Below are 20,916 nucleotides of genomic sequence, written 5' to 3'. Positions count from 1 at the left end.
GCGCCCTTCAACGGCGCCAATCCGTTCGCAACGCTTTTTCCATGGGAGCCTGATATGCGTTCCGTCGTTTCTTTCAACGAGAGTTGGAGTTTCCATGAGGGCTTCGGCCAGCGTCTGCTCGAGGGCTTCGACGGCGCGGCGACCGTCAGCCTGCCGCATACGGCCGTTGAGCTGCCTTTCAACTACTTCGACGAGAAAAGCTACCAGCGGGCATTCACCTATCAAAAGATCCTGCGCTGGATGCCGGAGTTCGAGGGTCGCGAGGTTTCGCTGGTCTTCGACGCCGCCATGGCCGATGCCGTCGTTTATCTCAACGGCGACGAAATCATCGCCCACAAGGATGGCTACACGCCATTCGAGGCCCGCCTCACCGGCAGGCTGGTCATCGGCGACAATCTGGTCACCGTAAAGATCGACGGGAGCGAAAACCCCGCGATTCCGCCCTTCGGCGGTCGTATCGACTACCTCACCTATGCCGGCATCTATCGGGACGTCTGGCTAAAGGTCACGGACCCTATCTCGGTTGCCAACCTGAAGATCGAAACCCACAACGTGCAGGCGGAGGAAAAGTCGGCAAGCGTGCGTATCGATCTTGCCAATCCGCAACAGCTCACCTTCCTGGGCTCCGTATCGGCATCGCTGAAGGATGGAGATGGGCGCGTGCTCGCCACCGTGTCCGCAGAAACGACCGGCGAAAATCCTACGCTCGTTTTCGACGGCCTGACCGGCATATCGCTCTGGGACATCGACGACCCGGCACTCTACGAAATCACCGTCGAATTGAAGACAAGCCATGGGTCCGACCGGGTCTCGTCGAACTTCGGCTTCCGCACCGCCGAGTTCACGACCGAAGGTTTTCTTCTGAACGGCCGTCCGCTGAAGCTGCGTGGTCTCAACCGCCACCAGGCTTTCCCCTATGTCGGCTATGCCGCGGGCAGATCCGCCCAGGAGCGCGACGCGGACATCATGAAATCGGTGCTGAAGTGCAACATCGTCCGCACCTCGCACTATCCGCAATCGAAGTGGTTCCTCGATCGGTGCGATCGCATCGGTCTTCTGGTCTTCGAGGAAATTCCGGGCTGGCAGCATATCGGCGACGAGGAGTGGCAGCAGGAATCGATCCGCAACGTCCGTCGCATGATCGAACGCGACTGGAACCATCCCTCGATCATCATCTGGGGCGTTCGCATCAACGAGTCACAGGATAGTCACGACTTCTATGTCGAGACGAACCGACTTGCCCGGGAGCTCGACCATACGCGACAGACCGGCGGCGTCCGCTACATAACGGACAGCGAACTTCTGGAAGACGTCTATACGATGAACGACTTCATCCTCGGCAACGAGGAGCTGCCCGGCAATAACCGCCCGCGCACAGCGCTTCGCCCGCAGCAGGAATCCACCGGCCTGTCGTATAAGGTGCCTTACATGATCACCGAGTTCGGTGGCCACATGTATCCCACCAAGATCTACGACCAGGAGGCACGGCAGGCCGAGCACGTACGCCGGCATCTCGAGGTGTTGAACGCGGCCTATGGTGATCCTGATATCGCGGGTGCGATCGGCTGGTGCATGTTCGACTACAACACCCACAAGGACTTCGGCTCCGGCGACCGCATCTGCTACCACGGCGTCATGGACATGTTCCGCGAACCGAAGTTTGCTGCCTATGTCTATGCCAGCCAATGCGATCCATCTGACGAGGTCGTCATGAAGCCGGTCACCTTCTGGGCGCGCGGTGAGCGCAATATCGGCGGCGTTCTGCCGTTGATCATTCTGACCAACTGCGACGAGATCGAATTGCGGTACGGTTCGCTGACGAAGAGGATCGGCCCGGACCGCGAGAACTACCCGTATCTGCCACACCCGCCTATCGTCCTCGATCATCGTCATTTCACGGCTGATGAGCTTGGCACCTGGGGGCTTGAATGGATCGATGGCGAATTCACCGGCTACATTGCCGGCGAACCCGTCGCAAGCATGACCCTCGCGGCCGATCCGCTGCCAACAACGCTGCAGGTCGTCGCCGACAGCACGACGCTGAAGGCCCGCGAACGCGATGCGACTCGCGTCATCATCCGCACGCTCGATCAGATGGGACAGCGCCTGCCCTTCATGAATGACAATGTCACCGTGCAGGTCGATGGACCGGCAAGGATCGTCGGACCGGCATCGATTCCGCTACAGGGCGGCACTGCCGGCTTCTGGTTGGAGGCAACCGGATTGACAGGTACGATCGGCGTACAGGCGAACTCCAGCCGTTTCCCCGCGGTCAAGATCGAACTGACTGCCGTTTGAGGATATTGCCGGCACGCCCGATCTCGCGGGCGTGCCATCAGCCAGACTGCGCCGGCTGCACCGACCGGACGGTGCCATTGTTGTCAACGACACACGAGAACTTCTTGCCGCCGGCATCGAGATCGACGCCGAAGGTCCCGTCAGGCAATTGCCGAGAGGCCGTGGGCAGTACCTTGGCGTTCGGACCGGCAACCCCGGCAGCGGAATTGGCGCAGAGCAGCTGCAGATCCGCCGGTGCCGTCTGCAGCGTGGTGCGTGCCATGCTTTCAGGCGCCGGCGGCGTCGGTGTGCAGGCGCCAAGTAGCGCCGCACTCGTCATTGCGGCCATCAGCCGACCGATCGAAATTCCCCTCGCGGTGTTCTGCAACAAAATCCTGTCCCCCGACTAGATTGTCTATTTCCGGCGCGGCGCCGTCCCCATTCTCAGACGCCCTTGTAGAGCGCGGCCCCCTGCATCAGCACGATGACCTTGGCGCCGATCTTGATGCGCGACGCGAGGTCGACGATGTCGTTATTGTTCATGCGGATGCAGCCGGAAGACACATCAAGGCCGATCGTCCAGGGCTCAGCGGTTCCATGGATGCGATAGATCGTGTCCTGATCGCCTTCGTAGAGATAGAGCGCCCTGGCGCCCAAGGGATTCTCCGGCCCACCGGGCATGCCGGCCGCCCATTTTGCAGCATTCGGGTCGCGCGCCACCATTTCAGCGGGTGGTGTCCAGACCGGCCACTCGGCGGTGCGGCCGACACGAACGATCCCCGCCCACCCGAAACCTTCGCGCCCGACGCCGATACCGTAACGGATTGCCTGCCCGCCCGGCTGGACAAGGTAAAGAAAATGCTGGTTGCCATCGATGATGATCGTCCCCGGCGGCTCTGCCGTTCGGAAAGTCACTGTCTGCATCCGGAATGCTTCCGGCGCCTGGTTGTTGCGGGCGTAGTACTGGCGTGCTTTCTTCTTGTCGTAGTTCACCCAGGTGTGTGTTTTGGAATCATAGATTTGCGTCTGCGCCCAGGCGGCGAGAGGGCCAATGCACACGCCCGCTGCAATCAGAGCCACCGCCAGCTTGCGAGCTTTTTTCGCTTTCGAGAGTCCGTTGCGCGTCCTCATTTGCCTGCCCACCCATCCACGCGCTTTGCATTGTCTGCAACCCACTTTGTCGCGTAGTCGTGCGGCGACACGCGGTCGACTTCGAGTGCGTAGCTCATCGCCGTCGCCTCTTCTGGCGTGAAGTCGACCTTTTCCAGGAACGACGCGATGTCAGGGTGTTTCTTTGCGAAAGCGGCCGCGTAGCCAATGCGGAAATTGGCGGTGTCCCAGGCTGTCGATGCCGTCGACTTGGTAATCCAAAGCGGATCGTTGGCGCCAACCAGCTGCCATTTGCTGGCATCGTGCGGCGGCTCCGCCAGGCGCACGATCTTGTGCAGGTCAAAGATGAAGTGGGGTGCGTAGCAGGCAAAGACCAGCGGCTGGTTCGTGGCGATGGCGATGTCCAGTCCCGCCAGCGCGACTTCCTCTTCCGATTCGACCAACGTCATGTCCTTGGCATAGCCGTAGGTGTTCGCTCGGACGCGCTCGATCCCCGTCGAGGCCCATGCCGGTGCGCCAAGCCACATCTCGCCCTTGCCATCACCATCAGTGTCGAGAATCTTCGTCTTTTCCGGATCGCTGAGGTCGGTGATCGACTTCAGGCCCTTTTCGGCGGCGGCGGGCGTCGCGCAGATGCCCTGCCATGCCGGCACGCCATGCTTGGCAAGAACCACGGCGCCCTTCTCGGTGACGAAGGTCTTGATGACGTTCTCGAGATTGGGCTGCCAGACCTCCGGCTGTATGTCGACGGTGCCTTTCTCCATGCCGTTGAAGGCAAGCAGCGTTCCGAGCTCCTGCACATCGGCACTAAGCCCGAACTCCTTCGCAATACTGACCTTGAGGATATTCGCCGTCGCCTGCCCCGAGGGCCAGTTCGGCATCGCGATCACCAGATCGGCACCGAAGGCTGCACTGCTCACTGCGAGCGCTGCGGCGAAAACAGATGAAAAGAGCCCTGAACATGCTACGCACTTCGTCATGCCTGCCCCCAAAACATGCGAGAAAGGTAGAAATGCACGTCACATCTTGCAGGCGAACATGCATAAAGCGCTTACATCCGTCAAGTCGAGTTGACGTTCACGTTTGACCCTACCGAAGGCAGTTTTCGTCTGCCCAAGCGCTGGTGCGGGCGGCCATGGTGGCGAGATGATCGGCGACAGAGAAGCCCGAAATTTTCTTCCTCGGCGCAAGATCGTGATCGCCGTCTTCAAGCCAAAGGATTGATATTGCCGGGGAAAGCGGATAGGTCGAAACCTCTTCACGAGTTCCGAATTCGTCGCGCGTCCCTTGGCAAATGAGCGTTGGCGTGCGCAGATTTTTGAGGTGCGCCGTGCGCAGTTGCTGCGGCTTGCCGGGCGGATGAAAAGGATAGCCAAGGCACAACAATCCACAGATCGCGCCTTCCGCGTACAGGTCGTCGGCAACCATGCTCGCCACTCGCCCACCCATGGACTTGCCGCCAATAATGAGCGGTCCGGAGCTCGCAAGCGCCCTTACCGTGTCCCTGTATTCCGGAATCAACGTTTCCGCTTTCGGCGGTGGTTTTCGAGCATCGGACGTCCGGCGCGCGGCCATGTAGGCGAATTCGAAGCGGGCAATCCGGAACCCGACCGTGGCGAGAGCTTCGGCGGCGGCGGTCATGGACTTGGAGTCCATAGGCGCACCAGCGCCATGTGCAAGCAGGATCGTCGCTGCAGGATTGTCCGGGCCAGTGATCAGGAAGTTTTCGCTCATTGCGATGTCATAGCGCAATGAGCGAGGCACCACCATCTTGGTGGAAGAAACAGACGCTGTCAGTGAAATTTCGGCATGTCGGGAAGTGCCGAAAATTCTTCGCTGATCATTTCGCTCATCGCGACCAGAATCTCCTTGCGGGAGAATCCCGACCGCTCGAGTTGCAGGATCATCTGGTCGAGATCCAACTCTAGTTGACCACGGCAGCAGGCCACCCGATCGGCAGAAACGAGGAGAATTTCTTCAAGGATCAGCATCGCTTCGCTCCTAATTTCCAGAAGCAACCTGCGACAGCGCTAAATGTTCCAACCCCACGTATCAACAATCCGCGCGGTGCGACTGCTCGTCTTATTATCAATACATGATATATACATCGCCGATCCTCCACCGGACGCCAAATGTCTATGCCACACTTGCTCCAATCCTCCCATGAGATCGCTGTTGCTAGCATGATCGTGCCGGCCTCTCGGAGCAGCACGATGCGTTAGGTCGAAATCGTGCTCAGTTGAGCCGTTTTCCCTTCGACCGAAAAGAGATGCGCCTTGGACAGATTGGGCGCCACCTGTATCCGGTCACCGGGGTGCAACGCGACCCGGTCATGCAGCACCATCGCTGCCGTCTGCGTCCCGATCTCAATGATTACATGGGTTTCTGCTCCCGTCGGCTCCACCACCACAACCGTCGCCGGGACGCCCTGCTCGGCAATGGTGAGATGTTCCGGTCGGATGCCGTAGGTGTGAACGTCAGCCGGCATCTCGCAGCGCGGCATAGGAAGCTTAACACCCTGGTCCAGACAGAATTCCTGTTTCACGGCTCTGCCTTCAAACAGGTTCATCGCCGGCGAGCCGATGAACGTTGCAACGAAAGTGTTGATTGGCCGATCGTAGAGTTCAAGCGGTCTGCCGACCTGCTCGATCTGCCCGGCGCGCATGACGACGATCTTGTCAGCCATCGTCATTGCCTCGATCTGATCGTGGGTGACGTAGACGGTTGTCGTTTTCAGCCGCTGATGCAGTTCCTTGATCTCCGCGCGCATCGTCACTCGCAATTTGGCATCGAGGTTTGAAAGAGGTTCGTCGAACAGGAAGACCTTCGGGTGGCGCACGATGGCACGCCCCATCGCTACGCGTTGCCGCTGGCCGCCGGAAAGTTGCTTCGGCAGGCGGTCGAGCAGCGGCTCAAGTGCCAGAATGTCGGCAGCCTCCCGCACTCTCCGACCTATCGCCGCCTTGTCCTGCCCTTGCAGCTTGAGCGCAAACCCCATGTTCTCCGCCACCGTCATGTGCGGGTACAGCGCGTAGCTCTGGAAAACCATCGCGATGTCGCGTTCTTTCGGCGCCACATCATTGACGACGCGCCCACCGATGCGGATCTCTCCGCCGCTGATGTCCTCCAGTCCGGCAAGCATACGCAGCAAGGTCGACTTGCCGCAGCCGGATGGTCCGACCAGCGTGACGAACTCACCATCCTCTATATCCACGGACACGCCATGAATCACGGGGACGGCGCCATACTGCTTGCGAACCTGTTGGATTGCGACGGATGCCATGTTTCTTCCTCCCCTCGTTCAGAGCTTGATTTGCCAGACGCGCGCGGCGGCGACGCCGCCGGTCCCGGTCTTCATCGTTGCCGATCGTACCGCCGCAAAGCTCGGAATACGCTTCGTCCCGACCCATCGGCCATTATCCGCGAATACTTCGATTGAGCCGGTATCGATGAAGATCCGCACCTGCGCCGGCTTGGCGCCGGCAGCCAGGTAGCGGGGAGACGGCTTTCCCGTTCGGGCGTCGAAGAGGATCTCCAACCCTTCCTCGCCCAATCGCACGCCGAGGCTAATTTCGGGATGGTCGAGACTGAGCTCGAAAGGTGCTCCCGCTTGCGTCAGATCGAGCAAAATTTCGGCAGCTCCGTCCACAAGCTCCACGGCCTCGCCGGCCAGCAAACTGGTGTCGTCGAGCAGCTTGTGGCGCAGGCCATCGACAGCCTCTAGGGGCGGCGTCAGGATCGCGCTTCCATCCAGGAGAACGCGACGCGGCAACGTCATGGCGGTCGGAAAATCGACGCTCTTAGAAACGTCCGTCCAATTCGCCAGCCAGGCCAGGCCGACAGGTCCATCATGGTCGATGAAGGCCTGGAAGGCGTAGGCGTCCGATCCGAAGTCGAGTTCCTGCTCAAAATCCGGTTGGAATTCGCGACCATCGAACCGACCGACAGTGACGGACGACATGTTACGGCGCCCCGTCGCCGGATCGCGGCTGGTCAGCAGACCGAAGATCAGAGCCCAACGCGTCTCATCGCTTGCGACATCGCCGAGAGGCAGTATGCATGGGCATTCTGCAGCCGTCATGCCGAAGCGATCCTCACGATGCACGACGCCGACAAAGGTCCATCCGCCGGCGGCATCGTGATCAGATGTTTCGTAGAGGAGGATCACGCCGCCGGACCTGTCACGACTGCCGAGCAACATCTTCCAAAGGCCGTCGGGTCCCTTGAACACATAGGGATCGCGAAAATCCAAAGTCAGTCCCAGTCCTTCCGGGCGCGCCGGCAGGGCAATCGAGGGATTGCCCGCAGAAATCTGGTCCGCGCTGGTGGCCGAAAGCTGTATCTGCTCCTCTGGCTTCCGATCCCGCACCTGTTCGGTGAAAAAGACGCGGATCTCATCACCGGCGTCTGCTGCGACCGGGATGGCCGACCCGGAGAATGCTCCGCCGCGGCCATCATCGCGCATAGAGAGTTCGGCCGCGGGAAACAGGAAGATCGGAAGGTGCGTCCAGTGCAGGTAGTCCTGCGAGACGGCATGCCCCCAATGCATGGTGTTCCACCGCGAGCGATGCGGGTAATGCTGGTAGAAAAGGTGTGCCTTTCCGCCGAAGCGGCCGAAACCATTGGGGTCGTTCATCCAGCCGAAGGGTGGACGGAAATGATATCCGGATTGGAGTTGAGGCGGTGCATTAGCTGCCGTGCAGTGAAGCACGCGAATCCCCTCTTCCAGAACACGCCCAGGATCGAAGCTGTAGATCACCGAAACGGCCGTGGTGGACGGTTCATAGCTGAGGACAACCTTCCCGCCGTCGGACACGACGATGTGCTGGAACTCGAATTCTTCACTCCTGGCGGAAGCCACCCTGGCAAGCTCGACGTCTTCAACGGTGACTGAGACAGAAGCCTCAGTCTCCGCAATGAGCGCCTTGAGCCAGATATGGATCACGTCCCCTGCGTGGAGGTAGGCACTCACATTCTCCCGAGACAGCGAGAGAGTTCCTGTTTGGATTGTCATCAATCAACCTTTCACGGCAGAGCCGACGAACGAACTCACGAACCAGCGCTGGAAAGCGAGGTAGAGAGCAAGGATCGGGATCATCATAAGAACGGAGGCAGCCATGGCACGGTCCCAATAAATGCTGTCCTGGCCAAAGAAAGTGGCGATGGCCACCGATATCGGACGCGCATAGTCGGTCTGCGTCACAAGAGTCGGCCAAAGATACTGATTCCAGCTCTCGATCCCCATGAGGATCGAGACGGTGGCGAGCGCTGGCAGGCTGAGCGGCATATAGATCGAGCGATAGATACGGAAAACCGAAGCGCCATCGATCTCCGCCGCCTCATAGAGCTCCTTGGGGAGCTGCGCGAAGAACTGGTAGAACAGGAAGATGTAAAGAGGACTCGCCACCCAGGGAAGAATCTGTACCGCGAACGTGTCGGTCATCCCGGCCCGCGAAACCATCACGACTAGCGGCATGATGATGCTCTCCTGCGGAATGACGTAGAGCGCGACGACCAGCGCGAGCAGCACGGCTTTGCCGCGCAGCGAGCCCCAGGCCAGCACGAAGCCGGCCATGGAATTGACAACGAGGCCGCCGCCGACTGTGACCGCAAGGATCAGCAGCGAATTCAAGAGGTAGCGGCCGAATGCGAGTTCCCCGGAAAAGTGCGCGACTTCCTTGAAATTGGCGAGGGTCGGATCGGACACCCAGAAGGCACGGAAGCTACCCATATCCGCCAGAATCTGGAAGCGGTCGTCCTTCAGGCTCGCGATCAGCAGCATGAACAGCGGTGAGATCACCACCAGCGCAATGATAAAGATGCACACGGCCTGGACGAGGTGGAGAGAGGCCTTGCCGGAAGCCCAGGGCTTCACGACTGGCGTCGCTTGGGTCATGACGAGATCAGACATCGAAGCGCCTCAAGAGTTTGCGCTGGATGAGCGCGATTACGAGTACGATGACGAACAGGATCACGGAGACGGCGGAAGCATAGCCGAGCTTCTGCTCCTCGAATCCGGCTCGCACCATGTAGTGCACGACGGTTTCGGTGCTCCCCTTTGGTCCGCCCTGGGTGAGGATGGCGACCTGGGTATAGAGCTTGAACGCCTGGATGGTGGTAATGACGAGCACGAAGACATGGGTTGGGCGCAGGCCCGGCATCGTCACATGCCAGAAGCGTCCCAGCGCGTTCGCGCCGTCGATCTTGGCTGCATCGTAGAGTTCGTCCGGGATGCCCTGAAGTCCGGCAAGATAGACGATCATTTGGAAGCCATAGGCCTGCCAGGCGGAAAGCAGCACGATCGAGAACATCGCCCAGTTTGGATCCCCCAGCCAGTCGATCGGCTGGATCCGACCTCCGGACAGAAAGCCAATGATCTGGTTGAACGGGCCACTGGGATATTGGAACAGCGTACCCCAGATCACGCAGACGACGACCATCGAGGTGATCGCTGGCAGGAAGAACATGCCGCGCAGGAGATTGCGCCCAGGTATCTTCTGGTGAAGCAGCAGCGCCGTTGCGAATGCAAGGCCGCACTGGACCGGCAGGACCCAGAACGTAAAGCGCGACACATTCCACAACGAGGTCCAGAACAACGGATCTTTGAAGATACGCTGGAAGTTCAGCAATCCTACGAACCGAACCGGCGTCGGCCGCGGCACCAGGGGCTGGTTCGTCATGGACGTCCAGAACGACAACAGGAACGGCGCGATCAAGAAGAAGGCGAGGAGCAGGACCGCCGGTGCAATCATTAGCGCTTCCTGTGCCAGCCGGCGCGGATCCCGCCGCCCGCCGGGGCGGAGCCGCCCGGCGACGGGCGATTGTTGCAAAGTCATGATCTCCTCCTCCTGAAAACTAAGGGCATTGCCGCCAGGCTGCCTTACAGGGACCACCCGGCGGCAAGGGGCTTACTGCTGTGCGTCGAAGGGCGGGTAGCCGGCGTTGTCTTCGATGTCCTCGTCGATCTTCTGCGCGGCTTCCGACAGCGCTTCCTTGGCGTCACCGCCATTGAAGACCTTGTCGACGGCCTGCATGAAGGCAGATGTGATCGTCGGATAAGCGGGATGCGGAGGACGAGCGACAGCCGTCTTCGACGCCTGTTCGAAGGCAACCGCCATCGGCCCACCCGGGGCGTAGACCGGCGAGTCGGCGGCAAAGCTCTTCAACCCCGGGAAGCCGGAATTCTCCTTGGCAAACTCACGGTAGGCTTTGTCCTTCAGAAGGAAGCTCAGGAACTTGCCGGCAACGTCGGGATGCTCTGATGACTTCGTGATACCCCAGATCCAGGTCCCGTTCGGGCTGACCCCTTTGTCCCCGAGCTTCGGCAGCGGCATGACGACGATATCGTCCTTCATCGCTGCGGCCGCCTCTGCGTAGAACCAGTGACCGCCGAGCGCCAATGCCGCCGGCTTGCCATCGGCGTAGAACTGGTTTGTGCCTGAAGAGCCCGGAACGACCCAGCCGTTCTTGACCCATGCCTGCATCATCGTCATGGCATTGACACAGGCCTCGCTGTCGAGCGTACCCGTCGCCTTCCAGGATGTCCGGTCGATCAGGTCGCAACCTGCCGAGTCGAGAAGCGGCCCATAGGCATAGGTGATCCACTCTGTCTTGATGCCATAGCCACGAAACGTGTCGATCGGCCATTTGACACCGTCGAGCTTGGAGAGCTTTTCCAGGTAGCCTTCGAATTCTTCTTTCGTCCAGGCATCATCGACGGACTTCGGAATGCGCGCGCCGATCGCCTCGAGGTACTTCTTGTTGCCATAGAGCACCACCGAGGAGTCGGTCAGACCGACTGCATAGAGGTCCTTGTCGATCGGATAGGTACCCTGCGCGACATTCGACGGCGTCATGTCGTCGAGAATATCTTTCTCTATCAATGGCTTGATCGGTTGCAGGTATCCCGACCAAACATAATTGGCAAGAAACGGCGCATCGAGTTCCATGATGTCGGGCAATTGCTTGGCCATCACAGCCGCGCTGAACTTCTCATTGTAGGCATCGTGCGGCGCGTAGATGAGCTCGACGTCGACATCCGGATTGGCTTCCTCGAACCGCTTCGCAACATCACCGTAGGTTTTCACCCAGCCCGGATCGCCCTGGTGCATCATGTGAATGACGGTCTTGGCTTCTGCCAGACCAGCGGTGACGGCAAGAGAAGCCGATGCCAGAAGCACTGAAAGTAAACGTTTACCCATTTTAGTTCTCCTCCTTGAGTGGGACGCTGTCTTGATTTCAAATGGAAGATCGATCGATAAGTTGGAACGGCAGCCGTCGCGTCTCGGGCGGCGGCGCGTCATCACTGAGCAGTATTTCCGCTGCGAGCCGACCCATAGCGCGATGCGGAAGGGCCATCGTCGTCAGCGGCGGATCGAGCCGCGTGGCGATCTCGACCTGATTGTCGAAACTCCCCACGGCGACATCATCGGGAATGCGCGCACCCGCGCGCCGCAGCGCGGAATACACCTCCATGGCGACACGATCGTTACCGCAGATAATGGCGTCCGGGCGCGTGCCCGCACTCATGAGTGCTGCAACATGTGTTGCGACCAGGCTGGGCGCGCGATCACTATAAACAGGGCGACGAACAGCCGGCATCACGCCGATCGGGGCAAGGCCTGCTTCATCGAGTGCCTTCCGAAAGCCTCGCTCGCGCAATTCGCCGGCGAGAAGGCCCGGAAGATTGATGAAGGCAATGCGGCGACGCCCGGCGGCGACGAGGTGACGCGTGATCTCCACGGCAGCCCCCTCTTCGTCAGGCACCAGCGAGGTCACTCGACCGTTGGCTTCGCTACAGTTGATCATGATGCCGACATTTCCGACCAGTTCTTCCGGCAGCGCCACAGTCTTGTGGTACATCGCCGCATAAGCGATGGCGCGGGGGCGAAAGCGACGAACTTCCTCCAGAACCGAGCCAACGTCGCGGGTACCGTTGAGGTTCATTGCAAAGACGGCCATTTCCGCCGTCCGGGCAGCACCATCCAGGCCGCGGATGATCTCGGTGGCAAAGGGTGACGTAATGAGTTCATCGGCAACGACGCCGATCAACGGCAGCCACCCCTGCCGCATGCCTCTGGCAGCAAGGTTGGTGACATAGCCGAGTTCGTCGGCGATCAGCTTGATCCTCGAGCGCGTCTCTTCCGACATGCGGGCGGAACCGCCATGCAGGGCGCCGGAGACAGTCTTGATCGAGACTCCCGCCCGTTCCGCTATGTCTGAAAGCGATACCGTCACCCCATCCTCCATTGGGTTATCGTTTACCCAATAGAATTACCACGCCGCTTTGTCAAGCATGAAGATGGCATTGGAATCGATTGCTGTGATCGCGAACCTGTGGCCCGCCGCGTAATATACCGTATACTACCGCACGCGACGCGTATCTTACTGCCTAAGCGCCCATAGTCATTTTATCCTTTGGAAAACTTGGAGGACATGGCGATGACTGCAAGCGAGACCACCCCTCAACCAATGACCAGCGCTGAAGATCTGCGCAAGCGTGCTCTTGAGCTTCAGCTCGCGGAGATGGAACGCGACGAAAAGATCAAGGCGCGCGAAGCGAAGAAACACTCAGAGTTCCTCGAGGACTTCTTCCAGAAGCACGTTGGCGAAAATGAGCGTGCGATCATCAAGCGCCTGGTGACCAAGGCGGCCGCGGACGGAAAATACGAAGCAATGATTTACAGCTTCCCGTCCAGCCTCTGCTCGGACAGCGGTCGCGGCATCAACAACAACCTTCCCGGCTGGCAGAATACCCTGCAGGGCAAAGCCAAAGAACTCTACGATCTGTTCGAACAGGTCGCGAAGCCACAGGGTTACGGCCTGAAAGCTGCGATCATCAATTTCCCGGGAGGCATGCCCGGCGACGTCGGCTTCTTCCTGACCTGGGAGCCGCCTGTCGAGTGACGGGGCGGGTGGGGTCCTGAGATACCGGATGGATAGCGCATCGGCAGATCTATCGAAAGTCCTGGCCCTCGGGACGGGCGTTTCGGTCGGACATGTTGTACTGTAAGCCCCCGTTCGGGCAACGAGGGCCATCGCGGCATGTCACAAGCGCATCTGCTTCCCGTATCGTTCGTCGCAGTACACCACCACTTCCGCCTCGATCTCGCGACAGAGTCCCTCATACTCGAGGACCCGCCGTTCATCCGTCGGGCTTGCCGTACGGAAGCGTTCGAGGCTATCGGCTGCAAGATCGTACGATTCGAAGAGATCACTCAGTGTCTCGCTTGCTGAGGAGGCGAGAAAATGACGGATCTCGGGGATCCTCAGCATCAGTTTCTTGCGCCCGCGCTCACGGCTCATCGATTGCCTCCGGTCCTTATCGCATTCTAGAGTCTGCATACGTAATCATTGAAAGGTCGGATCGTTCCATTTGGAACCAGCAACCGGGAGGATCTGGCAAGTGGTGGCATTCGGCAGACCCCACATCACTGAGGTAATTGACCCGGGCGATGCTCTCGGTGAAGTCCTCTTCGGACTGATTATGGCGCTGACATTCACGGTCGGCTCGCGACTCATCTTCACCCAAGAGGGCCTTGACGTTCGGGAACTGATTGTCGGGACGATCGGCTGCAATGTGGCATGGGGCATCATCGACGCAGTGCTGTTTGTCTTGGGCACGGTGTTCTACAAGAGCCGGCGCGGGCGCGTTCTTCGACAGATCAGGTCCGCCAGAAGCGAGCAGGATGCGATCTCCGCGCTCAGGAAGGAATTTCCGCTCGACGACGGACCGCTTGTCTCTGTGGCTGCGGATGAAGAGGCGCTCTACAAAGCCATGCTCGACCTCGCACGGCGCGGAAGCCCTGCCAAGCTTCGCCTGTCCAAGGACGACCTTCTCGCCGCCTTCATTGTCTTTCTGCTGGTATCGGCGACCTCACTCCCAGCGGTTATTCCTTTTTTCATGATCGGCAACGCGGACCTTGCACTGAGAGCCAGCAATTTCCTGCTGATTGGACTGCTCTTCCTGACAGGCTGTGCTTGGGCGCATTTTTCGGACGCGAGACCGCTCAACGCAGGCATAACGATGACGTGCCTCGGCCTCGGGCTGGTCGGCATCGCGATCGCTCTTGGGGGTTAGGAATGGAACACCGCGACAGGCCCGAGATGGAGACGAGGACGCCATTGGGCTGGGCATTTCCCCTGCGCTTGCATCTCAGCGTCATTATTGTCGGGCTACTGGCCTGCACGGCACTGCCGCTCGTTTGGATGGCCTATACGCAAGGTAAGGTAACCGCCCTGTCCGCGGGTGAAGCGCAAATGCGTCAGCTCGGCCTTCGTACCATCGAGGATTATCGCAATGTTTTCAGCAGCGGATATGCCGCCATCGAGACGGCCTCGGCAGTCCCGCAAATGCTTACGCCGCCTCCCCGGGACCTGCCAGCGAAGCGCAACCTCCTGCTGCAACTGCTGAAGTCGTCCTTCCGGATAGACGCGGTCCACATCGGATATCCGGACGGGACCTACGTACAGGCAATCGATATTGGTGCAAATCCGGCTTGGCGCGACACGTTGAATGCGCCGGCCGGCGCCGCATTCACCATTCGCACCATCACCAAGGTCCTCGGCATCCCGGTGACAACATGGACGTTCTTCGACAAAGACGCCCGCCTTCTCACGCGGCGCGCCGATCGTGACGATGTCTTCGACCCACGGTTCCGGCCTTGGTACACCGTCCCGCTTTCAGAGGGGCGCACAACCTCGGTCGGTCCCTACATTTCAGCCGCGACCAATTATTTGACCCTAACCTTGGCCAAACCTGCGGCGGGCAGGAATCGCATCGTCATCGGTGCCGACGTGATGCTCGTGACGCTCGGGGAAGTCGTCGATGTCGGCACGGTCTCGGAACATGCGCATGCCTATGTATTCGATGATACGGGCCGTCTGATCGTGCATTCCGACAGTGCGGTCATGACAAAGCTGCGCGATCAGCTTCGACGCGGCCGGACGCTGACGGCTGCGGACGTAGCAACGATGGATTCCGCCATCCCAGCGGTCACGAACATGGCGCACGGCGGTGGTGTGGCGGACGGCGAAGTCGTGCGCTTTGCAGTGAACGGTCGTGAATATCTCGCCCAAGGCTTCCATGCCGAAGTAGCCAGCTTGCTGAAAGACTATACGGTCATCATCGCCGCGCCACTCGACGATCTCGTCGGGCCGGTCGAGCGTACGCTGAGACGAAACCTTGCTGCCGCGGCGGCCTTCCTGGCGGCTGGTGCGATCGCCGCGATCATCATCTCCCGATTGATCAGCCGGTCACTCTATGCATTGGCCGACGAGGCGAGGCAATTGGGCAATCTGGAATTTAGAAAGAGTCGCGTCGCACGCTCCTGGATCTCAGAGGTTAACGCCCTGGCAACGGCGCTGGGCTCCGCCCGTGATGCCATTCGGACGTTTGCGCTCTATGTTCCGCGCGAACTCGTTCGCAGGATCGTTATTGCCGGCCAATCAGCCGTAGGCTCGGCCTCCAGGCAGGAGATCACCGTCCTCTTCACCGACATCCGCGAGTTCACGACGATCTCCGAGCAACATTCGCCTGAAGACGTCGTTGCGTTGCTTTCCACCTATTTCGAAGCACTCAATGTGATCGTCGAGCACCACGGCGGCACGATCGTGCAATATATCGGCGACTCCATTTTCGCGATGTGGAATGCGCCCATCCGCGACGGCCGGCACGTCGAAAACGCCTGCCGTTGCGCCCTGGCGATGAAAGCGGCGATCGACACGATGAATGCTTCCAATCGCGCCGACGGTCGCCCCGAACTCATCACCCGCTTCGGCCTGCACACCGGCCCGGCCGTCGTCGGTAGCGTCGGAGCCGAAAGCCGCCGGCAATATACCGCCATCGGCGATACTGTTAACATCGCCTCGCGCCTGGAGGGCCTGAACCGGGACTACGGAACCTCGATCCTGGTAAGCAGCGCGATCCGCGACGCGGTCGAAACAAATTTCAGCTTCGCGTTTATCGGCGCTGTCAGCGTCAGGGGCCGTAGAGGTCAAACCGAGCTTTACGAGCTTCGCGGGTGACGCAGCTCGGTCTTTGCCTGCGTCTTTCCCGTGGGCACCTTGATCGCGAGGTGCGGCTCCGCCCGGAAGCGTGAAGGCACTCACATTCGTGGTCGCCTATGAAATCACGCAGGAACGCCTTGCCGCTCTTATGCATGACCGCCCGGAACCTGCCGACGAACTCGGGCGATCCTGTCGCGCCGCCTGCAGGCAGAGCGGCTCCAATCGACGGAACCTCTGTCGCGCGATAAACAAGCGACGACGTTCGCGGCTCGAATCCGGCACATTTTCCAGTTGTCTTAGGTCTGCAGCCGGACCGCTGCACGCGAGAGATGACCGATGGTCGGCGTGTGCATACTGCTGTCTCGCAACCGTGGCCCGAGACAACATGATAAAACATCAATGCGCTCCATTGCTCCCAGCTTGCGTCCCGTTTGGTGTCAGAGGTCCCGGAGGTGCAGAACGCATGAGGCTAACCAGCAATAGCCCGGCGATAGCGCCCCAGAAGGTCAGACGCTGGCCGAGGGCCTGCGCCAGCGCGATCGGGATGAAGTCGTCCAGCGACCACGCCCCGGTGACGCGGGTTCCCATCCAGGCTGCGATAGCAAAGCTCGTCAGCCCGAGGATCATGACAAACCGGGCGTCGATCCGGCGCAGGAGATAGATCGCGACCAGCACGACGACGCAGATCGGCAACGCCGTATACACGAGGAGCAGGCTGCCCATCTGTTCGGGCCGAAGCCCGGCGACAGCGGTCAGGAAGGTCGGCACCAGCATGGTGTTGGAGAGATTGGTGATCATGTAGGTGATGAGCGTCGCCACCCCTAGGAGGACGTTGCGCGACATCAGCACGGTCGGGCTTGCCCATGGCTCGGCGACGACCGCCTCGTTGATAAGGAAGCAGACGACAAGCGCTGCGCCGCCGGCAAGCAGGGCGGTAACGGTACCGGAACCGAACCAGTCCAGTCTTTTGCCCTGGTCGAGGCCGGCATAGATCAGCGCCAGGCCCCGGGCCGAACAGCAGCATGCCGCCCCAGTCGGCCTTGGCAAGAAGCGCGCGGTTGATGCTTTCGCGTGGCGTACCCAAAAGGGTCAGAATCACCATCAGCAGGGCGACGACGGCATCCGACTACTGCCGACCAGCTCGTACACCAGGAGTTCTTCCATCCGGCCCTTAGCTCGAGCTGTGCCCAAGGCTCGGAACTCGAAGAGTTCGGAGACGGCGGCCCGAACAGCGCCGCTCGCCAGGACGGACGTGCCGAACTCCTTGTTCATTCCTTCGAGGCGCGAACCAACGTTTACGGTGTCACCCATGGCCGTATACTGCCGCCGCGCCTTCGCGCCCACGCTGCCGACGACGGCCTGACCGGTGTGCAGGCCGAACCGGGTGACGAGTTGCGGACGGCCAGCCTGGCGGTTCGCGGAATTCATTCCGTCGATCGCCTGCTTCATCGCCAGCGCGCAGCGACAGGCCTTTGCTACGTGGTGCTCGTCACGCGTGGGGGCGTTCCACATCCCAAAGATCGAATCCCCGAGATACTGGACGATCGTCCCGTCGTGTTGTTCGACGGTTTCGTTCAGAAGTTCAAAGTATGTCGAGAGCAACTCAACGACCTCTTCCGGCGAATGCTGTTCGGAGATCGTGGTGAAGTCCTGAATGTCGGTGAAGAGGACTGTGATCTCCTGCCGTCCGGCCAGCCCGATGGCCGCCTGCCCTGATGTCACGATCCTTCGGACAAGTTCTCGGGGCACATACAGGGAGAATGTCGCGATGGTATTCCGGGCCGCTTCAAGCGTACGCGCAAGAATGTTGATTTCGGCAATCCACGAATGTGGAAGCCGGCGTCCCTCGAATTTCAGGTCTCCGATGCTTCGTGCCTCGTCCGCCAGGGCGAATAACGACTTGCTGATCAGTCGCGCCATGACGATTGCGGCGGCGATGCCCACCGCCACGAATGCAGCCGCAATCATTAGATTCTTGAAGAGGAGCCGGTCTGTTGGGCCTACCAAGTCAGCTAAAGGCGCCGCGATGACGACAGCGTTTCCCTTTAGAAGACCTGAGAATTCGACGGGGGAAATCTGTGCCACGTAGCTAATGCCGTTCACATTGAACGGCACGATGCCCCCACCGGTCCCCTTGTGAGCCGAAAGCAGTGCGCGGATCGGGACGATCGCCGGGTCGGCGTCGTCAGGGACGGAGGCGTCTCCGGAATCGCCTCGAGACAACGTCTGCAGTATCCTTGCCATGACAGCGGCATCGGAGTGTACGATCAGTCGCCCGCGACCGTCGAATACGTAGCCGCGCGCGTTCTCCGATATGGCCTCCTTGTTGAGCAGGCGGCTGATCGTCTGAAGTAAGACGTCAACTCCCGCGACTGTCTCGTGATCCCTGGTCATCGGTACGGCGAGTGTGAGGCTCAGGGATTTGGTCGTCGCCGTCACGTAGGGTCCGACGGAGACCTGTTGACGGGTATCGCGAGCGGTCTGATACCATGAGCGGGTTCTCGGGTCGTAGGGGTCGCCGGGATCGTTTCGTTGTTCGATCTGGACGCCGTTTGCTCCGAGGAAGTGCCATCGGGCTGACTGTTCAGCGGGTGACTTATCGATGACGCGGATTGCGAAGGCCGTCTCTTCTGGAGCCGACAAGACCTCACGCCAGGCGAGATTGGCGGCGACATTTACAGCCTGGATGAAACTTCCATCCGGGTAGCCCGCATAGATGCCGTCGATATAGTCAGCACTCTGAAGTACTTTCAGCAGATAGTCACGCTTGGCGTCGAAGTCCCGAGAAGGTGGCGTCAGCATCTGCGGCAAGACGGATGCCGTGGCCGCCGCCGAGTAGCCGTCACCAAAGACGTTCTGGTAGTTTTCCACAACGCGAAGCCCCAGTTGGCGCATCTGGGTTTCGCCTGCTGCCAACGCTGTCGCCCGCCCCTGCTCGTAGGCCATCCACATCAGCGGCGTTGAGATACAGATCAACAGGCCTACGATAACGACGCTGAGATGCACTCTCAGCGGCTTGGACCAATTACTCAACTGCGCCCCCTTCCGCCAGACCTTTGGTCGGTCGGCAAAGACGGGTCACGCTCGACTTCACTTTCATCGCATTTGGCCTGGCCGTTAACGCGCCACAATAAGCGCATCTAACCATGTCGCGGGGCCGTCGAGTAAGTACGTTACGGTAAATCGGAAATCTGTTACCGAATACTTCTGCCCGACTTTGTGCCGCTCTTGCATCGGCGAACATTCTTCGGACCCGCGAAGGCGGATCGGGAAAATCAGCAACTCTTCAATTTTGATGTCTTCGTCCAGCGTTGGCGATGGATTGGCATCGGGGGCGAGCAAGCCCCGACAGGTTGGGTGAATGGCCATCATACGGCGAGCAAAGAGAACCTTCGCTTGAAACACGTCTGGAGCGAGCAACACTGCTCTCGGCCCCCATGGATATGCTATCAATCACGGCAATCTGAGGATGATGCGCCTTGAGCGATGCATCATGTGTGAGATTTGTCACATCGACAGAGGAACGACCATCTGCAGCGGAAACTCATAGCTGGCGCCGCCCGGAAACGGGTGGAAACGCTGCCGACGCCTGGGACGACAATCGCTCAGAACCTCACTAATCGCCGCGTTCCGGCGCCGCAGGAACAGTACTGGCGCGACGACACGATCCGTGGCGACGGCAAGCGGCAGGCCGGCATCCTCCACAACGAGCTCTATGTCGGCCGGATGATCTGGAACAAGCAGAACTACCGTAAGAACCCGGAGACGGAACGCCGCACCGCCCACCTCAACGACAAGCGCGAATGGGTCGTAACGGAGGTTCCGTCCATGCGCATCGTCAGTGACGAGCTCTGGGCGCGCGTGAAGGAACGACAACTGACAACACTCGAGAACTTTTCCCGGACAACGACCAACCGGCTGAACAGGACACACCGGCCAAGCTATCTGCTGAGCGGCATGCTGGAATGCGCCGAGTGCGGCGGCTCCTACGCCATCATGGCCAAGGAACGCTACGGCTGCTCGAACCACAAGAGAAAGCTGCCAATCGACGGGCTCGGTGGCGCCTGCTGTTCCAACCAGAAGACCATCCTGCGCAACAGGAGCAGCGCCAGATCATCCAGCAGATCAGCGACCGCGCCTCCGAAGGCCGCCCTCGCCTCGCCGCCCTCGACGATCTGCTCGACAAGCTTGAGGGACGCCGTGCCGGGCTCGAGGGACTGCTGAAGCGGGCACCGACGGAGGAAGATTTCGGGGAGAAGATCAAGAAGCTGAAGGCGGAGGTGAGCCCAGAAGCCGTCGAATTGATCATCAACTCCACCTTCTATTACATGCGCGAGCACGCCGACACGGAAACGAAACAACCTTCATCAACACCGTGCGCCAGTTCATCCAGAAGGTGGTCATCGGCAAGACCCCAGGCCCACTAGCCAGCATCACTCGAAGTGCACGGCCGGATCGCTTCCATACTTGCGGCGATGGAGGCAGCGACGATCATGGAGAAGCAGTTCGAGGCACTCAAGC

At 60.0% G+C, this 20,916-nt stretch carries 20 protein-coding genes; 5 read left to right on the top strand and 15 right to left on the bottom strand.

The genetic code is table 11. The annotated features are described in order from the left end of the window. Window positions 1-54: 54 nt before the first annotated feature. Complete coding sequence (locus tag RGCCGE502_RS24655; protein WP_016556925.1) at window positions 55-2,298, top strand: glycoside hydrolase family 2 protein; 2,244 nt, start codon at window positions 55-57, stop codon at window positions 2,296-2,298. A gap of 37 nt (window positions 2,299-2,335) precedes the next feature. Here the strand turns inward: RGCCGE502_RS24655 and RGCCGE502_RS24650 are convergent, their stop codons facing one another. From RGCCGE502_RS24650 to RGCCGE502_RS24600, 11 genes are all read right to left on the bottom strand, one after another. Further along, the gene (locus RGCCGE502_RS24650; RefSeq protein WP_019280685.1) at window positions 2,336-2,668 is read right to left on the bottom strand and encodes a hypothetical protein; all 333 of its coding nucleotides are present in this window, start codon (window positions 2,666-2,668) and stop codon (window positions 2,336-2,338) included. A 53-nt stretch (window positions 2,669-2,721) separates the two neighbouring features. After that, entirely contained in the window at window positions 2,722-3,408 is a 687-nt protein-coding gene (locus tag RGCCGE502_RS24645) for a L,D-transpeptidase (protein WP_016556923.1), read from the bottom strand. Beyond that, window positions 3,405-4,367, bottom strand: coding sequence for an ABC transporter substrate-binding protein (locus RGCCGE502_RS24640; protein ID WP_019280684.1), 963 nt, complete (start codon window positions 4,365-4,367; stop codon window positions 3,405-3,407). The genes RGCCGE502_RS24645 and RGCCGE502_RS24640 overlap by 4 nt, the downstream gene beginning before the upstream one ends. Window positions 4,368-4,476: 109 nt before the next feature. Then, window positions 4,477-5,121 carry an alpha/beta hydrolase family protein gene (locus RGCCGE502_RS24635; protein WP_016556921.1) on the bottom strand — a complete coding sequence of 215 codons (645 nt, stop codon included), beginning with the start codon at window positions 5,119-5,121 and terminating at the stop codon, window positions 4,477-4,479. Between the two features lie 59 nt (window positions 5,122-5,180). After that, window positions 5,181-5,378, bottom strand: coding sequence for a hypothetical protein (locus RGCCGE502_RS24630; protein ID WP_016556920.1), 198 nt, complete (start codon window positions 5,376-5,378; stop codon window positions 5,181-5,183). Window positions 5,379-5,605: 227 nt separating this feature from the next. Beyond that, on the bottom strand, window positions 5,606-6,670 hold the full coding sequence (locus RGCCGE502_RS24625; RefSeq protein ID WP_016556919.1) for an ABC transporter ATP-binding protein: 1,065 nt from the start codon (window positions 6,668-6,670) through the stop codon (window positions 5,606-5,608). An 18-nt stretch (window positions 6,671-6,688) separates the two neighbouring features. After that, window positions 6,689-8,401, bottom strand: coding sequence for a GH32 C-terminal domain-containing protein (locus RGCCGE502_RS24620; protein WP_040675637.1), 1,713 nt, complete (start codon window positions 8,399-8,401; stop codon window positions 6,689-6,691). 3 nt (window positions 8,402-8,404) lie between these two features. Then, window positions 8,405-9,298 (bottom strand): carbohydrate ABC transporter permease, encoded by an 894-nt coding sequence (locus RGCCGE502_RS24615; protein ID WP_016556917.1) that lies wholly within the window; start codon window positions 9,296-9,298, stop codon window positions 8,405-8,407. Further along, entirely contained in the window at window positions 9,291-10,223 is a 933-nt protein-coding gene (locus tag RGCCGE502_RS24610; RefSeq protein ID WP_016556916.1) for a carbohydrate ABC transporter permease, read from the bottom strand. Before RGCCGE502_RS24610 ends, RGCCGE502_RS24615 begins: the two co-directional genes overlap by 8 nt. A 72-nt stretch (window positions 10,224-10,295) precedes the next feature. Continuing rightward, window positions 10,296-11,588, bottom strand: coding sequence for an ABC transporter substrate-binding protein (locus RGCCGE502_RS24605; RefSeq protein WP_016556915.1), 1,293 nt, complete (start codon window positions 11,586-11,588; stop codon window positions 10,296-10,298). A gap of 37 nt (window positions 11,589-11,625) precedes the next feature. Next, on the bottom strand, window positions 11,626-12,636 hold the full coding sequence (locus RGCCGE502_RS24600; RefSeq protein WP_016556914.1) for a LacI family DNA-binding transcriptional regulator: 1,011 nt from the start codon (window positions 12,634-12,636) through the stop codon (window positions 11,626-11,628). 192 nt (window positions 12,637-12,828) lie between these two features. Here RGCCGE502_RS24600 and RGCCGE502_RS24595 point away from each other — a divergent pair, with 192 nt between their 5' ends. Next, the gene (locus RGCCGE502_RS24595; RefSeq protein ID WP_028758707.1) at window positions 12,829-13,293 is read left to right on the top strand and encodes a hypothetical protein; all 465 of its coding nucleotides are present in this window, start codon (window positions 12,829-12,831) and stop codon (window positions 13,291-13,293) included. Between the two features lie 141 nt (window positions 13,294-13,434). Here the strand turns inward: RGCCGE502_RS24595 and RGCCGE502_RS24590 are convergent, their stop codons facing one another. Continuing rightward, window positions 13,435-13,692, bottom strand: coding sequence for a hypothetical protein (locus RGCCGE502_RS24590; protein ID WP_016556912.1), 258 nt, complete (start codon window positions 13,690-13,692; stop codon window positions 13,435-13,437). Between the two features lie 100 nt (window positions 13,693-13,792). Here RGCCGE502_RS24590 and RGCCGE502_RS24585 point away from each other — a divergent pair, with 100 nt between their 5' ends. Both RGCCGE502_RS24585 and RGCCGE502_RS24580 read left to right on the top strand, forming a co-directional pair. Further along, window positions 13,793-14,467 carry a VIT1/CCC1 transporter family protein gene (locus tag RGCCGE502_RS24585; RefSeq protein WP_016556911.1) on the top strand — a complete coding sequence of 225 codons (675 nt, stop codon included), beginning with the start codon at window positions 13,793-13,795 and terminating at the stop codon, window positions 14,465-14,467. A 2-nt stretch (window positions 14,468-14,469) separates the two neighbouring features. Next, a complete protein-coding gene (locus tag RGCCGE502_RS24580) occupies window positions 14,470-16,413 on the top strand; it encodes an adenylate/guanylate cyclase domain-containing protein (RefSeq protein ID WP_016556910.1) in 1,944 nt (647 codons plus the stop codon). A 378-nt stretch (window positions 16,414-16,791) separates the two neighbouring features. Here RGCCGE502_RS24580 and RGCCGE502_RS24575 read toward each other — a convergent pair whose 3' ends face one another. The 3 genes from RGCCGE502_RS24575 to RGCCGE502_RS24565 form a co-directional block, all read right to left on the bottom strand. Continuing rightward, window positions 16,792-17,442, bottom strand: coding sequence for an MFS transporter (locus tag RGCCGE502_RS24575; protein WP_016556909.1), 651 nt, complete (start codon window positions 17,440-17,442; stop codon window positions 16,792-16,794). A 54-nt stretch (window positions 17,443-17,496) separates the two neighbouring features. Beyond that, window positions 17,497-19,428 (bottom strand): adenylate/guanylate cyclase domain-containing protein, encoded by a 1,932-nt coding sequence (locus RGCCGE502_RS24570; protein ID WP_016556908.1) that lies wholly within the window; start codon window positions 19,426-19,428, stop codon window positions 17,497-17,499. 84 nt (window positions 19,429-19,512) lie between these two features. Further along, window positions 19,513-19,815 carry a hypothetical protein gene (locus tag RGCCGE502_RS24565; protein WP_019280680.1) on the bottom strand — a complete coding sequence of 101 codons (303 nt, stop codon included), beginning with the start codon at window positions 19,813-19,815 and terminating at the stop codon, window positions 19,513-19,515. Window positions 19,816-19,965: 150 nt separating this feature from the next. Here RGCCGE502_RS24565 and RGCCGE502_RS24560 point away from each other — a divergent pair, with 150 nt between their 5' ends. Then, window positions 19,966-20,619, top strand: a complete 654-nt coding sequence (locus RGCCGE502_RS24560) for a recombinase family protein (RefSeq protein ID WP_016556906.1) — start codon at window positions 19,966-19,968, stop codon at window positions 20,617-20,619. The last annotated feature ends 297 nt before the right edge of the window (window positions 20,620-20,916 follow it).

Source organism: Rhizobium grahamii CCGE 502 (assembly GCF_000298315.2).
GTDB classification, from domain to species: domain Bacteria; phylum Pseudomonadota; class Alphaproteobacteria; order Rhizobiales; family Rhizobiaceae; genus Rhizobium; species Rhizobium grahamii.
This window is presented reverse-complemented; position numbering and strand designations above follow the sequence as displayed.